This window comes from Aquimarina longa SW024, assembly GCF_001401755.1.
Classification (GTDB): domain Bacteria; phylum Bacteroidota; class Bacteroidia; order Flavobacteriales; family Flavobacteriaceae; genus Aquimarina; species Aquimarina longa.
In genome coordinates, this window is record NZ_AVQK01000026.1 from 92,635 (window position 1) to 108,252 (window position 15,618).

Consider the following 15,618-nt stretch of genomic DNA (forward strand, 5'->3'; position numbering starts at 1 on the left):
ATGGAAAACCCTATCGATTTATTACAGTATGGTTGGAAAAAAAGAGTTCCCGTTATCATACAAACAGAAGTAGCAGAGTGCGGATTAGCTTCTATAGCAATGGTAGCTAATTATTATGGACATCGATTAGATCTTAATGGATTACGGCGTAAGTTTTCTATATCTTCCAAAGGAGCTACATTACAGGGATTGATTAAATTGGCTGATAGTTTACAGTTTAGTTCCAGACCATTACGCTTAGAACTCGAAGAGCTTTCTCAATTAAAGAAACCTTGTATACTACATTGGGATCTGAACCATTTTGTAGTGCTTAAATCTGTAAAAGGGAATAAAGTTACGATTCATGATCCAGCAGTTGGAGTCCGAACACTAAAACTGGCTGAGGTCTCAAAACATTTTACTGGGGTAGCTCTAGAACTAACTCCAACACCGGACTTTAAACCCGAAAAAGATATAAAAAAAGCAAAGCTCTCTGATTTTTGGAGTAGAATCACAGGGTTAAAAAGAATATTGATACAAATCTTAGTATTATCCTTATTGCTACAGGTTTTTGCTATTGCATCACCTTTTTATATGCAATTAGCAGTTGATGATGTTATCATCAGTAGAGATTTTGATTTATTATTGATATTAGCACTAGGTTTTGGTTTGATGAAAATTATTAGTCTGGCTGTAACCGCACTACGAGGAGTAGTGATCCTGTATATGAGTACACAGCTTAATATCCAGATGGCAGCTAACTTATTACGGCACTTGCTAAAATTGCCAATTGATTATTTTGAAAAAAGACACATAGGGGATATCATTTCTAGATTTGGGTCATTAGAAGATGTAAAGCAATTATTGACTACAGGGCTTATCGAAGCAATTGTAGATGGTATTATGGCGATAGGACTCCTAGTGATGATGTTTATATATAGTAGTACACTAGGGTTTATTGTAGTAGTGGCAGTAGCATTGTATAGTATAGTAAGACTCGTTTTGTATAGACCTTACAGACAATTAAAAGAAGAAGCCATTGTAGCGGATGCTAAGCAGAATTCTAATTTTATGGAAACTGTTCGAGGTATCCAGAGTGTTAAATTATTTGGTAATGAAAGTCAACGGCAAACAGTATGGCATAATTATTATGCAGATGCTATGAATACCGGAATCCGGATAGGAAAACTAGACATAGGGTATACCTTTATTAATGGGTTTTTATTTGGAGTAGAAAATATTGTAGTAATTTATCTAGCAGCTTCTTTGGTGATGGATAGTTTGATGACTATCGGTATGCTGTATGCTTTTATGTCTTATAAAAGTCAGTTTACAGAAAAAGCTTCTGCATTGGTTAATAAATTCATACAATTTAAAATGCTTTCTTTACATATGGAACGCTTGGGCGATATTATTCTTACCCAACAAGAAAAAGATATTGATAGTCAGAGACAATTACTACAAGTAAAAGGAGAACTTAGTTTAGAAAATATTAGTTTTAGATACTCTGATAACGAACCTTATTTGTTTAAAAATCTTAACTATACAATTGCGCAAGGAACTTCTGTGGCAATAATAGGCACTTCAGGTTGTGGAAAAACTACTTTAATGAAAATAATGCTAGGACTACTTACCCCAGAAACAGGTTCTATACAAATAGATGGATATGATGTACGTAAGGTAGGGCTGCGGTCGTATCGAAACTTAATTGGTACAGTAATGCAGAGTGATCAGTTATTATCAGGAAGTATAGCAGATAACATTTGTTTTTTTGACCCAGAGTTTGATCAGCAATGGATAGAACAATGTGCACAGATGGCAGCGATACATCAAGATATTATCGTAATGCCTATGGGGTATCATACACTAATAGGTGATATGGGGAGTAGTTTGTCTGGAGGGCAAAAACAGCGATTGTTATTAGCTAGAGCACTATATAAGAAACCAAAAATATTATTTTTGGATGAAGCCACCTCACATCTAGATGTAGGATTAGAATCTGTAGTTAATGATACCGTAAAAAAATTAAATATTACCAGAATTATTGTAGCGCATAGACCAGATACTATTGCTATGGCGGATCAAGTATTAGCATTACAGAATAGAGAACTTACAGAGGTTAATATGCCCAGTGTTGCTGTGGCGGTTTAATGAAGAAAAAATAGACACAATGTTATTTTGTGAAATATGCAAGTAAAATATCAGATAGTGTCAAGAATGATATTATCTCATTAAGTGTGTCACAAAAAATATCGAGGATGTAACTTTTTGATACTATCCCAATTAATAGATGTTTTGGATTCTGAAAACACACATGTTTCTTTATAAATGCTTTCGTTTCTTAAAAAAATACCCCTAATGATTTTTTAATATAAAGCGTTAGGAGTATAATTTACTTTTTTATTAATTAAATACCTCTATTAGGTCTTGTAAAAGGATTGTTTGGTTTTATTGTACAATTATTCATAGAAATACAACTACTATTGATAGCATTATCAGATCTTGTTCCTCTTATAGGTTCTCCACCACCAAATATTGTATTTAGCTGATTAAGTTTAGAAATTTTTAGTTTTTTAAGTGTTAATTTTTTTGGATGTTTTTTCATTATGACTTTTTTAAAGTTAAGAATTAATGAGGTGCAAAGTATAAAAAACAGAAAGCTTTACTATGGAGATTTATAGGTTGCTAATCGAAATTCTGGAATTTCGTGTTTCTATAAAATTTTAAGATTCTTTTTTCTAGGTTATTACACTTTATCTGTTTTTTCAATATTTTTTATATAGTATGAAGGTTTGATCCCTACTTGTCTATAAAAAGCATTAGAAAATGTTTCAGCACTCTTGTATCCCATTTCATGAGCAATTGCTTTAATAGTATATTTACGAAGAGTTTGATTTTCTTTTAACTCATTTATGGCGTAAGTAACTCGTAATTCATTTAGGTAAGATGTAAATGTTTTATTTTTATAATGATTAATCACTCTAGATAAATATTTGACATTAGTATTCATTTCATTAGCTAATGATTGTGAACTAATGCCAGGTGTAAGATAACGTTGTTGAGTTTCGAACTCTTTTAATTTAGTTATAATATCTGTAATATGTTTTTCAGGTACTTGTATTGTTTTATCAGAAGAGACAACTTTAATATCATTAGTTGTTTTGATTATAGTAGTTTGTTTTTTTATTAATTTTTCAAAACGAGAACGATATACTCTTTTTTTTCTATACTGATAATATATCAGACCAATTGATATTATTAATATGATACCTAATAAGATTATACTAGAGATATAGGTTTCTTCTTTTTTATTTAATTTTTTAATAAGTTTTTCTTGTTCCTCTAATAAAAGAGGAATATCATAATCTTCTTTTACTTTTCTGCTAATAAAAACTCGATCTTTTAAATACTGATCAAGAACAGAGTTTAGCTTATTTAGATATATATTTTGATTTTGTATATCATCAATCTTTTTGTAATATTCTTTTAAATACTCATACGTTTTTATATGTTTATATTGAGGGATAGAATTTAAAGTTTCGAGTATAGAATCTGTTTTTTTAAAATAGAAGATTGCTTTTTCTTTATTATTAAGATTATAATATGATTTCCCTAAATAGAAATAACTGTCGATAGTATTGGATTTATCTTTATCCTCTACTATTTTTGGTAGAGCTATATCAATACTATCTATAGTAGCAGCGTAGTTCTCTTGGTTGTATTGATTAATACCTTCACAAAGAGTGAAGTATGTTTTTATTGAATTTAGATTAGGGTTTGTGCTTTTAAAAGCTTTATCGTAGCCACTCATATTATAATATGTAGCAGAATCATATTTTTTAAGCCCAATATAGGTTTCTGCTATAGCATATAATGTGTATAAGTATCTAGAAGCATATTTGCCTTCAGTTTTATTGTGATAAAAATTGGCACATTTTTTAAAAATTTGTATTGCTTTTTCTTTCTCATCGAGGTGTTCGCTTTGTATAATCCCAATATAATATTCGATTCTATATAATAGTTTTGTATTAGAATTTTTTTTGGCAAGTTCTCGAGATGTATTTAAAAAAAGTAATGCTTGTTTAATATCTCTTTTTTCGAATAAGAAAAATTGAGCCTTTCTAAAATAACCTCTTGCCGGAAAATCTTTGTTTTGTGTAAATTTAGTGAGATCAATAATACTATCCGCATAGTTTAATTTGTACTGGTTATCTGTAGTATTATACAAATGATAATAGGCTTCGGCAATATGAAAAGTGTCTCTGTTTTTTTTTGCTTTTTTTAAATATTTAATAATCATTTTTTTTGATAGGTATGAATCTGTTTCATAGTAATGATTATATAAATTTAGAAGCTCATCGTATGACTTTTGTTGTAAAGAATCGGTTTCGACCTGAGCTATTAAAGAAGAATATGTAAAAAGAAGTAGTGGTAAAAAACAAAAGAATTTAAACATAATAAAACTTTATATCAAAAGATCCATTTTTTGGATGATAAATGAATAACGTCTGCTAAAATAGATTATTTTTATCAGTTCAGTTGATTATACTATAAAACAGAATATTTAGAAGTAATATGAAAATAGATCTTAGAAGTGATACGATAACAAAACCTACTTCCCAAATGTTAGCTGCTATGATGAGTGCTGAGGTAGGGGATGATGTATATAAAGAAGATCTTTCTGTGAATGTATTGGAGGAAAAGATAGCAGATATGTTTGGTAAGGATAGTGCTTTATTTTTTCCATCAGGTAGTATGGCGAATCAAGCAGCTATAAAACTTCATACACAACCAGGGGAACAATTAATAGCAGATCACTATGCTCATGTGTATAATTATGAAGGGGGAGGAGTATCTTTTAATAGTGGAGTCTCGTGTAAATTATTAAATGGTCATAGAGGTATGCTTACTGCATCTCAGGTAAAAGAAGCGGTTAATCCTCCGGATTTTTATCACAGTCCGCTGACTAGTTTGGTGTGCATAGAGAATACAACTAATAAAGGAGGAGGAGCCTGTTATGATTTTGAAGAGATCAAAAAAATAAAACAAGTATGTAACGATCATAATTTAGGGTATCATCTAGATGGTGCAAGGTTATGGAATGCCTTAGTAGCAAGAGGAGAGAAAGCTAAACAATATGGAGAGGTTTTTGACACGATTTCTGTATGTTTAAGTAAAGGGTTAGGAGCACCAATAGGATCTGTTCTAGTAGGAGATGCTGCAATTATGGAAAAGGCAATTCGAATAAGAAAAATTTTAGGAGGAGGGATGCGTCAGGTTGGATACTTGGCTGCCGCAGGATTATATGCACTAGAGCATCATATTACGAGGCTAGCAGAAGATCATAGAAGAGCTAAAGAAATAGGCAAAGTTTTAGAAAACTTACATTTTGTAGAATCAGTAGAACCTATAGATACGAATATCATTATTTTTAAGATAAATGGAGATGAAATGAATTTTATATCCAAAATGGCTACAAAAAATTGCCACTTTTACAGTATGGGGCAAGGAAAACTAAGGTTTGTTACACATTTAGACTATACTCAAGAAATGCATGAATATTTTTTAGATATATTAAACAACGAATATTTTTAATATTTTACGAAAAAAATAAATTAACAAAGCTCTATCAAATGTAGAGCCTTGTCTATAAAATATAGTTTTTAAAGATTTTTTCCTTTTCTTAAAAATTAAATTTCTTTTGTGCTAGCATCAGGAGCATTTTCTTTAACAGAATTGATTCCATTTTCCATCCCTGACTCAGAAGTATACATTTGACTACTACCTATTACTTGCCCGTTACCAGCCTTTAGATTAAAATAGAATTTTCCGTTTTTTGCAGTTTTTCGTTCATATTTATTATCATCAGAAGCATTTTTCTTAATTGAAGATATTCCATTTTCTGCTGCTGATTTACTATTGTAAACTTCACTACTTAAGATTACTTGCCCATTTTTTGCTTTTAAAGTAAAATGATAACTAGACCCTTCTTTATTTTTGAGTTCAAACATACTATAAGGTTTTTAATTAATTTTTTCGCTTTTGCTAAAAATATATAATTAAATGGAAAAAACAAAAACCTAGAGTATTCTTATAATTATAAAATCACTAGGTATTTTATCGATTAAAATTACAAATTATCGAAAAAATAAAACTCTTTAATGTACGCAAAAAACATTTTATTTTAAAACTATATAATTTCGTAATTAAATGTTAAATTCAGTAAATTCACATAAATTTAACTTAAAACCTTTTAACTATGAAAAAGATTACTTTAGGAGCAATCCTAATTTTTTTGGGAGCTAATTTGTATGCTCAGCAAGACTTGCCAGAAAACCCAAAACCAGGAAAATGCTATGTTCGTTGCACCACTCCAGATGTTTATGAAAATAAAACAATACAAGTAAAAATTACTCCAGAGTATAAAAAACTTAAAACTTTCCCTGCTCAATATAAGACGATTACTGAGAAAGTAATTATTAAAGAAGAGTCAAAAAAAATAAAAGTTGTTCCTGCAAAATATAAAACTACAACAGTAACTTTTATAAAAAAACAGAAAGCTTCTGCATTAAAAGTTATTTCAGCAAAATTAGGGAATGATTCTGAAACAGTAGAAATAAAGCCCGCTTTTGCTCAATGGGAGTTAGGTGCACCAGCTCCTGATTGTGCTTCAGGAAACCCAGATGATTGTCGTTACTGGTGTTATAAGGGATACCCTGCAGAATTTACAACTATTCCTGTAAAAACATTAAGCTCAGATGCATCAACACAAAGCAGTCCTATATCAGAACAAAATGGAACTTATACAAAGAGAGTTGTTGTCGAACCAGCAAAAATTATTGAAGAAGTTATTCCTGCAGAATATGGAACAATAACTAAGACAGTTCTTGTTAAAGATGCATATACAGAAGAAGAAATAATCCCAGCTACATTTGAAGATGTTACTAAAGAAGTATTGACCCAAAAAGGAGGTTTAACTACATGGAAAGAAGTAGAGTGCTCTCTTGTAGAATATTCTGCTTTACCAATTAATTGGAATTTAGGGAGTGCTACTTTAACTTCTAAAGCAAAAAGTTTAATAGACACAAGATTAATGCCTGTATTAGCAAATAATGCTGGGGCTAAAATGGAAATAGCTTCTCATACTGATGCGAGAGGATCTAAGACTAGTAATAAGGATTTATCAGACCGAAGAGCTCAATCGGTGGTAACATACTTAATTTCTAAAGGAGTTAATTCAAGCCGTTTAGTAGCTAATGGATACGGAGAATCAAGACTTAAAAATAGATGTGCAGATGGTGTAACATGTACAGAAAGAGAGCATGCAGCTAATCGAAGAACAGAATTTAGATTAATTCAATAAAAAAGTAAGGATAGTCTAAATACAAAGAGGTTGTACTAATAAGCACAACCTCTTTATTTTTTTATTTAGAAAATTTATCTAATAATTCAAAATGAAACTTAGGATCTCTAAGAGAACTATAACCAGATATTTTATCAAGAATTTTACCTTTTGGAGATAAAACAATAAGTAAAGGAAAAGACTTGTTCTTATTATATTTGTTTAATAATTCATTATTATGTTTTTTTTGCTTATCCGTAAGAAGATCCTTATTTCTAGGAATATCGATAAAAAGTGGAACAAAAGAATTTTTATAATTTTTAAATTTTTTATGATCAAAAAAATCTTCTTTTAACATCTTACAGGGCGCACACCAATCACTTCCACTAAAATATAATAGAATTGATTTTTTACCAATTTTAGCTTCTTGTTTAGCTAATTCTAAATCATATAACCATATATCTTCTTTTTGAGTTTCCTGAGAAAAACCGATACAACTTAAAAAACTAAAAATTATAAAAATTTTGTTCATTATATTTTTTACTTTTTTATTAAACAATAATTATTCCATAAATTTATCTAACCCAGGGATATTAGGCATACCCTCCTTAGCTACAGCAGCTAATTCTGTTTCATTAACATGCGTAGCTTTAGCAATAGCTTTATTTAAAGTTAAAACTAGATAATCCTCTAACTGTTCTTTATCTTCTAGCAATTGATCAGCTATAGTGATATTTTTGATTTCTCGATTTGCGGTTAGTGAGATTTTTAATAAACCATCAGGACTTTCTTGATCTACAATAATAGTAGTTAACCTTTTTTTAGTTTCTTCTACTTTTTGCTGAGTTTCTTTTAATTTACCCATCATTCCCATCATGTCTCCAAACATAGTATATTTTTTAAAATTTATAAAAACAAAATTAGTATTTTGGTTGTTAATAAACTAACAAGATTATTATGAAAACACGTTATATTATATTCTTAATATCTCTTATTTTTACAGCTTCGTGTAAAAATAAGACCATGACGACATTGAATACTAAAGTTCAAACTCCTATTGCTGATAAAAAACCAACAAATCTCAAAAAACATAATGATCTACGTGTTGATAATTATTTTTGGCTAAATGATCGAGAAAACCCAGAAGTAATTGACTATTTAGAGCGTGAAAATGATTATAATGATAAGATGACTGCTCATACAAAAGGATTTCAGAAAGTTCTTTTTGAAGAAATGAAGAGTCGTATAAAAGAAGATGATTCTTCGGTTCCATATAAACTAAATGGGTATTGGTACTTAACTCGTTATGAAAAAGGAAAAGATTACCCTATATATTCTAGAAAAAAAGAAACTTTAGATGCCAAGGAAGAAATTATTTTTGATTGTAATATAGAGGCAGAAGGGCATAGCTATTTTAAGCTATCAGGACTTAATATTAGCCCAGATAATAAACTTGTAGCATTTGGTGTAGATACAATTAGTAGGCGTAAGTACACAATACGAATAAAAAACCTAGAGACAGGAGTTGTATATCCAGAAACAATAGAAACTACTACAGGAGGAAGTACATGGGCAGCAGATAGTAAGACTTTGTTTTATACTACTAAAGACGATGAAACATTACGTTCAGATAAGATTTTTAGACATACCTTAGGAACCCCAGTATCAGAAGATGTAGAAGTTTTTAATGAAGTAGATGATACTTTTCACACATTTGTTTATAAAACTAAATCAAAAAAATATATAGTTATTGGATCTAGTAGTACACTTACTTCTGAATATAGAATTTTAAGAGCTGACGATCCTACAGGCGAGTTTACAGTTTTTCAACCAAGAATAAGAGGGCTAGATTATGGTATAGCACATTATGAAGATTCTTTTTATGTATTGACGAATGCGGATAAAGCCACTAACTTTAAGCTAATGAAGGTTTCTGAAGGTAATACAGTCAAAGAAAACTGGAAAGATGTTATACCACATCGAGAACATGTATTGCTTGAAGATGTAGAAATATTTAAAGATTACTTAGTGATTAGTGAGCGAGATAATGGACTTAATAAAATTAATATAAAAAGATGGGACGGTACTGCAGATTATTATCTCCCATTTGATAATGAGACCTATACGGCTTATGTAAGTACTAATCCAGATTTTGATACTAAACTTCTTAGATATTCCTATAATTCTTTAACAACTCCTAATTCTGTAATCGATTTTGATATGGAAACGAAGGAAAAAGAAATAAAAAAGGAACAAGAAGTACTCGGAGGTGAATTTGATAAGAATAATTATATATCAGAAAGAGTATGGGCAATAGCAGAAGATGGTGCAAAAATACCTGTTTCTTTAGTGTATAAAAAAGGAATCAAAAAAGATGGTAAAAATCCATTGTTACAATATGGCTATGGATCATATGGATCAACAATAGATCCATATTTCTCTACAGTAAGATTAAGTTTGCTAGATAGAGGTTTTATATATGCAATAGCACATATACGAGGTAGTGAGTATTTAGGAAGATCTTGGTATGACGAAGGGAAACTACTTAAAAAGAAAAATACATTTACTGATTTCATAGCATGTTCCAAGTTTCTTATAGAACAAGGATATACTTCTTCAGATCATTTATACGCTATGGGAGGTTCTGCGGGAGGTCTATTGATGGGAGCAATAGTTAATATGGCTCCAGAATTGTATAATGGAGTAGTAGCTTCGGTACCTTTTGTAGATGTAATTACTACAATGCTAGATGATAGTATTCCTCTAACAACAGGAGAGTATGACGAGTGGGGAAATCCTAATGATGAGAAATATTATACCTATATGAAATCCTATTCTCCTTATGATAATGTAGTTCCGCAAGAATATCCAAACATGCTGGTGACTACAGGGTTACACGATTCTCAAGTACAATATTGGGAACCTGCAAAATGGGTAGCCAAGCTTAGAGAATTAAAGACTGATGATAATATATTGTTATTACAAACTAATATGGAAACTGGTCATGGAGGAGCTTCGGGGAGGTTTGAGGCTCTTAAAGAAGTAGCAGAAGAATATGCATTTTTATTAGATTTAGAACGTATAGAAGAGTAATTAAAAAAAATAGTGTAACTTCGTACCGTTTTTGTAGCAGTTAGTGAGTTTATGATCTCATAAATCTGTAAAACATAAGTAACTATATGAGAGAAGATATTAAAGCTTATAATAATATTTTAGAGCTTATTGGCGATACTCCTTTAGTAAAGCTAAATAGAATAATGAAAGGTTTTCCTGGTAATTATTATGCTAAAATAGAATCTTTTAATCCAGGACACTCCACTAAAGATAGAATAGCACTTTACATTATAGAACAAGCTGAAAAAAAAGGCATTCTTAAGCCAGGAGATACTATTATAGAAACAACTAGTGGTAATACTGGTTTTAGTCTAGCAATGGTGAGTGTAATAAAAGGTTATGAATGTATTCTTGCAGTCAGTTCTAAATCTTCAAAGGATAAGATCGCAATGTTGAAAAATATGGGAGCCAAAGTATATGTGTGTCCAGCACATGTAAGTGCAGATGACCCAAGGTCTTACTATCAGGTGGCAAAAAGACTTCATGAAGAAACAAAAGGATCGGTATACATAAATCAATATTTTAATGAATTAAATATTGATGCACATTATAATTCTACAGGACCAGAAATTTGGAATCAAACTAATGGTAAGCTTACCCATTTTATAGCATGCTGTGGAACAGGAGGAACTATTTCGGGTACTGCTAGATACTTAAAGGAAAAAAATAAGGATATACGCGTTTTAGGAATTGATGCTTATGGTTCTGTTCTAAAAAAGTATCATGAAACAAGAGAATTAGATAAAGATGAGATTTATCCATATAGAATAGAAGGTTTAGGGAAAAACCTCATTCCATCAGCAACAGATTTTGATGTTATTGATAAGTTTGAAAAAGTAAGTGACGAAGATAGTGCTCACACTGCTAGAGAGTTAGTTAAGAAAGAAGGTATGTTTTTAGGATATACAAGTGGAGCAGCCTTACAAGGAATAAAACAGCTTGCCGAACAAGGAGAATTTGATAGTGATAGTAATGTTATTGTAATTCTTCCTGATCATGGATCAAGATATATGAGTAAGGTATTTAGTGATGATTGGATGTCAGAGCAAGGCTTTTTTGATAGTAAGAATGAAATTGATGCTACAGATGTACAATTCATAAAATAGAAAACAAATAATGACTATTTCTAAAAAAAAGATATAGTTATTATGATAATTATAAAAAAAAGTTCAAAAAGCTAACGCTTACTGAACTTTTTTTTGGTTAATAGTTTTTGATTTCGATTCTTTTTTAACATAATAGATGCAAAATTATTTGTTATAAGTTTTTCTTTTGTTAAAATAGAACTTTCTAAAAGTCAAACAAGATATAATTATGTCATCAAATCAATTTTACGTATTTTCGCACACTTATAAGAAACAATTTTTTGATAAATGAGAGATTTATTTGATAAAATTTATAAAGACAAAGGACCATTAGGAAAATGGGCAGATCGAGCAGAAGGATATTTTGTTTTTCCTAAGTTAGAAGGTCCTATATCAAATAGAATGAGGTTTCAAGGCAGAGAAGTTATTACCTGGAGTATCAATGACTATTTGGGACTAGCCAATAAAGAAGAAATTCGTAAAGTAGATGCCGAAGCAGCTAAAGCCTATGGTTCTGCATATCCAATGGGAGCTAGAATGATGAGCGGGCATACAGATTTACATGAGCAATTACAAGATGAATTAGCAAAATTTGTTAATAAAGAAGCATCATATCTATTAAATTTTGGGTATCAAGGAATGGTGTCTACAATAGATGCACTGGTAAGTAAAGATGATATTATCGTATATGATGTAGATGCGCATGCTTGTATTATAGATGGAGTTCGACTACACCAAGGACAACGTTATACGTATAGGCATAATAATATAGAAAGTATTGATAAAAACTTGATGAGAGCCACAAAAATGGCAGAAAAAACAGGAGGAGGGATTTTATTGATTTCTGAGGGTGTTTTTGGTATGCGTGGTGAACAAGGAAGATTAAAAGAGATTGTAGAGTTAAAAGAAAAATATAATTTTAGATTATTTGTTGATGATGCTCATGGATTTGGGACATTAGGAGCAACTGGAGCAGGTACAGGAGAGGAGCAAGGTATCCAAGATCAGATAGATGTATATTTTGCCACATTTGCTAAATCTATGGCGAGTACAGGAGCATTTATAGCAGCAGATAAGGAGATTATAGATTATTTAAAGTACAACCTCCGCTCTCAGATGTTTGCTAAATCTCTTCAGATGCAACTTGTTGTAGGGGCTCTTAAGCGTTTAGATATGCTTAGAACAATGCCAGAATTAAAAGCTAAACTATGGGATAATGTTAATGCATTACAAAATGGCTTAAAAGAACGAGGTTTTGATTTAGGTACTACACAAAGTTGTGTAACACCAGTATATTTAAAAGGAAGTATTCCAGAAGCTATGGCTTTAGTAAAAGATCTTAGAGAAAATCATGGGATTTTTTGTTCTATTGTAGTATATCCAGTAATACCTAAAGGGTTAATATTATTACGATTAATCCCTACAGCTTCTCATACTATGGAAGATATAGAAGAAACATTAAATGCATTTTCTGCGATACGAGAAAGATTAGAAAATGGAACATATAAACGTATGTCTGCTGCCATAGCAGAGGCAATGGGAGAATAAATATAATATATGTTATAAAAAAAAGACTGTCAAAATATTTTGACAGTCTTTTTTTTGATAGAGTTTGTGATTATTGAACTTAAGTAAGTATATATAATTTTATATTTATACTAGTGAATTTTCAATTTCTTTTAAAAGCATTTTAGGTTCAAAAGGCTTATTTACGATTCGTAAGATACCTACTTCGTTAAAAAAATGTTTGTTTTCAGATTCAGAAATTGCGGTAAGAGCAATAATAGGTGATTTGATACCTAATTTTCTAATCCTACGAGTTGTTTCAAAGCCATCTATACCATCCATCATTATATCCATAAAAATAAGATCATATTGATTTTTCTTATTTTTCTTTATTGCCTCATACCCATCAGAAGCTATTTCACAAGCATAACCAAATCCTGTAATAATTTTGTATACAATTAGCTGGTTGACTTTATCATCTTCTACAATTAGAATACGTATGTTACTTTTATCTGTTTCCTCCTTTTCATAAACTTCTATATTTTTATTCGGTTCTACATCAAAAGCTATTTCAAAATCAAAAACCATCCCTTTTTCTTTAGAGTTGATTCGTAAATGACTATGATATTTATATAATAGCTTATTAGTTACTAAAAATTTTAAAGATGTATTACTATTTTTATCTGATATAGCTTTAAAAATAATAGAAGGATCTTTTTCTTTTAGTAGATACCTTAACTCATTTAATTTTTTATCAGAAAATTGTGTCTTTTTATTTTTTAAAGAGAATAAAACTTTGTTTTTAGAATTTTCTATTCCTAGATTTTTTACCGAAAACCATATTTCTTCGTTATTTAAATAATCCGAAACTCCGGACATTAAACTGATTATTATTCGGGATAAACATTCGGGATCTCCTATGAGATTCTGTGGTAAATTATCATTAGCAGAAAATCTAAAAGTATTGTTGTTTTTTTCTATAATAAAAAAATCAATAGACTCTTTAATATCATTTATTAGGGAGGTAAGATTAAAATCTCCTTTTTTTAATATAGCTTCATTATAGCTACCTGATGTATTCATTTCTATAATGTCATTAATATATCTTAATAGATACCTTCCTGAGAACTGTAACATTTTTATTTGTTTTTTTTGTTCTTCTGGAGTAGATTTTTCGCTGTTTAATAAATGAGATATTCCTGTAACTGCATGTAGAGGAGTTCTAAGTTCATGAGTTATATTATTTATAAATAGTATTTTTTGGTTATAAGCATCTTCTATTTCTTTTTTTGCATTAAAGAGCTCATCGTTTTTTTGTTTTAATAAATTGTTGTTTTCTGTTTTGAGTTTTGAGTTGTTGTATTGTAAGAAAACTACAAAAATTAGTGCTAAAATGATAGCTGTTCCAGCTAGTATCAGGTAGTTATTAAGTATTAATTGTTTTTTTTGATATTCATTTTCTATACGGATTTTTTCATTTTCGCTTTCTTTTATTTGTACGTCTTTATAGTATTTTAGGCTATTAGTGTATTTATCTAGAAAATCTTTATACGTCTTAGATAATATAGATGTATATTTTCTATAATAAGAATTAGAGATTTCATGCTGATTTTTTTGTCCATATACACGGGCGAGCCCTTCTAGGTATATAGGTGATATAGGAGTATAAGAGATTTTTGTAGGACCATTTTTTATTGTTGGGATTTTACTTGCTCTCTCTAAAATTTCAATAGCAGTATCATATTCTTTAAGATTGGCACTAGACATGCCACAGAAATAATAAAGTCGCATCAATCTAGAGTTTTTTTGATATTTTTTTGCTAGATAAATTCCTTTTAAAGAAGTAGTATAACAGGATTCCCAATCCTTTTTTGTGTAGTAAGAACTTGAAAGATTGTAATAAATATCAATCATTTTTTGTTCATCTTTAATATTTTTCCCTAGATCAATTGCTTTAGTATAGTATATAATAGCTTGATCTAAATCATTTTCGATTGCAACATGATATATTCCTTTGAGGTTATTTATAAAGATAGCTCCATATTGATCATTAACTTTTTTCTGCCAGTCAGATGCTTTATCTAGGTATGATTTAAACTCATCTATTTCACTCAGATAAAGAGATAATGCACTTTTTAATCGATATATACGGGCAATATATTTATCATTATTACTATCTAAAACTATTCTTTCAGTGCTATCAATTATCTCCATAGCATTTTTTAGATAATCATTTTCTATCCAATATTCTATAGAATCTAAAGTTGTTTCTATTTGATTTTTTTCTAAGAACTCCTTTTTTTGCTGAAAACTATATGAATTGCCAATAAAAAAGAAGAAAAAAGCAATAAAGTAGTGTAAATGCATTTTATAAAATATTAAATTCTGACAAATGGCGAGAAACTAATATAGTTAAATAAGCACTAACTTTTATTTTTGTATTGATTTATTAACGTAATTTGACTGATAATCATATAATTTTATGATATTTTATATATACTCTTTAATATCTTTTTAAGGGCTATACAGATTTATAAATGTAAATAACTCTTATATTAAGTAACATTATATTGTAAATTAATAAACAGTTGT

The 15,618-nt window shown here is 29.8% G+C and carries 12 protein-coding genes; 6 read left to right on the forward strand and 6 right to left on the reverse strand.

All coding sequences use genetic code 11. The features are described 5' to 3' along the window. Window positions 1-2,130, forward strand: a complete 2,130-nt coding sequence (locus N456_RS06915) for a peptidase domain-containing ABC transporter (RefSeq protein WP_062055292.1) — start codon at window positions 1-3, stop codon at window positions 2,128-2,130. A gap of 256 nt (window positions 2,131-2,386) precedes the next feature. Here the strand turns inward: N456_RS06915 and N456_RS06920 are convergent, their stop codons facing one another. Beyond that, window positions 2,387-2,584, reverse strand: coding sequence for a hypothetical protein (locus N456_RS06920; protein ID WP_062055295.1), 198 nt, complete (start codon window positions 2,582-2,584; stop codon window positions 2,387-2,389). A 141-nt stretch (window positions 2,585-2,725) separates the two neighbouring features. Beyond that, window positions 2,726-4,435, reverse strand: coding sequence for a helix-turn-helix domain-containing protein (locus N456_RS06925; RefSeq protein WP_062055297.1), 1,710 nt, complete (start codon window positions 4,433-4,435; stop codon window positions 2,726-2,728). A gap of 119 nt (window positions 4,436-4,554) precedes the next feature. Between N456_RS06925 and N456_RS06930 the strand changes: the two genes are divergently transcribed. Then, entirely contained in the window at window positions 4,555-5,574 is a 1,020-nt protein-coding gene (locus N456_RS06930) for a threonine aldolase family protein (RefSeq protein ID WP_062055300.1), read from the forward strand. Between the two features lie 95 nt (window positions 5,575-5,669). Here N456_RS06930 and N456_RS06935 read toward each other — a convergent pair whose 3' ends face one another. Continuing rightward, complete coding sequence (locus N456_RS06935; RefSeq protein ID WP_062055302.1) at window positions 5,670-5,990, reverse strand: YegP family protein; 321 nt, start codon at window positions 5,988-5,990, stop codon at window positions 5,670-5,672. A 248-nt stretch (window positions 5,991-6,238) separates the two neighbouring features. Here N456_RS06935 and N456_RS06940 point away from each other — a divergent pair, with 248 nt between their 5' ends. Further along, on the forward strand, window positions 6,239-7,342 hold the full coding sequence (locus N456_RS06940; protein WP_062055304.1) for an OmpA family protein: 1,104 nt from the start codon (window positions 6,239-6,241) through the stop codon (window positions 7,340-7,342). Between the two features lie 61 nt (window positions 7,343-7,403). Here N456_RS06940 and N456_RS06945 read toward each other — a convergent pair whose 3' ends face one another. Together N456_RS06945 and N456_RS06950 are read right to left on the reverse strand one after the other, a co-directional pair. After that, window positions 7,404-7,853, reverse strand: a complete 450-nt coding sequence (locus N456_RS06945; protein ID WP_062055306.1) for a thioredoxin family protein — start codon at window positions 7,851-7,853, stop codon at window positions 7,404-7,406. Window positions 7,854-7,883: 30 nt separating this feature from the next. Continuing rightward, window positions 7,884-8,210: a YbaB/EbfC family nucleoid-associated protein gene (locus N456_RS06950; protein ID WP_062055308.1), complete on the reverse strand. Its 327-nt coding sequence runs from the start codon at window positions 8,208-8,210 to the stop codon at window positions 7,884-7,886. A 68-nt stretch (window positions 8,211-8,278) separates the two neighbouring features. Here N456_RS06950 and N456_RS06955 point away from each other — a divergent pair, with 68 nt between their 5' ends. The 3 genes from N456_RS06955 (at window position 8,279) to capB (ending at window position 13,068) form a co-directional block, all read left to right on the forward strand. Next, complete coding sequence (locus N456_RS06955) at window positions 8,279-10,414, forward strand: S9 family peptidase (RefSeq protein WP_062055310.1); 2,136 nt, start codon at window positions 8,279-8,281, stop codon at window positions 10,412-10,414. Between the two features lie 86 nt (window positions 10,415-10,500). After that, window positions 10,501-11,541 carry a cysteate synthase gene (gene capA / locus N456_RS06960; protein WP_062055312.1) on the forward strand — a complete coding sequence of 347 codons (1,041 nt, stop codon included), beginning with the start codon at window positions 10,501-10,503 and terminating at the stop codon, window positions 11,539-11,541. Between the two features lie 267 nt (window positions 11,542-11,808). Then, window positions 11,809-13,068 carry a cysteate-C-fatty acyltransferase gene (gene capB, locus N456_RS06965; RefSeq protein WP_062055315.1) on the forward strand — a complete coding sequence of 420 codons (1,260 nt, stop codon included), beginning with the start codon at window positions 11,809-11,811 and terminating at the stop codon, window positions 13,066-13,068. Window positions 13,069-13,173: 105 nt separating this feature from the next. Here the strand turns inward: capB and N456_RS06970 are convergent, their stop codons facing one another. After that, window positions 13,174-15,393, reverse strand: a complete 2,220-nt coding sequence (locus N456_RS06970) for a response regulator (protein ID WP_062055317.1) — start codon at window positions 15,391-15,393, stop codon at window positions 13,174-13,176. Window positions 15,394-15,618 lie beyond the last annotated feature (225 nt).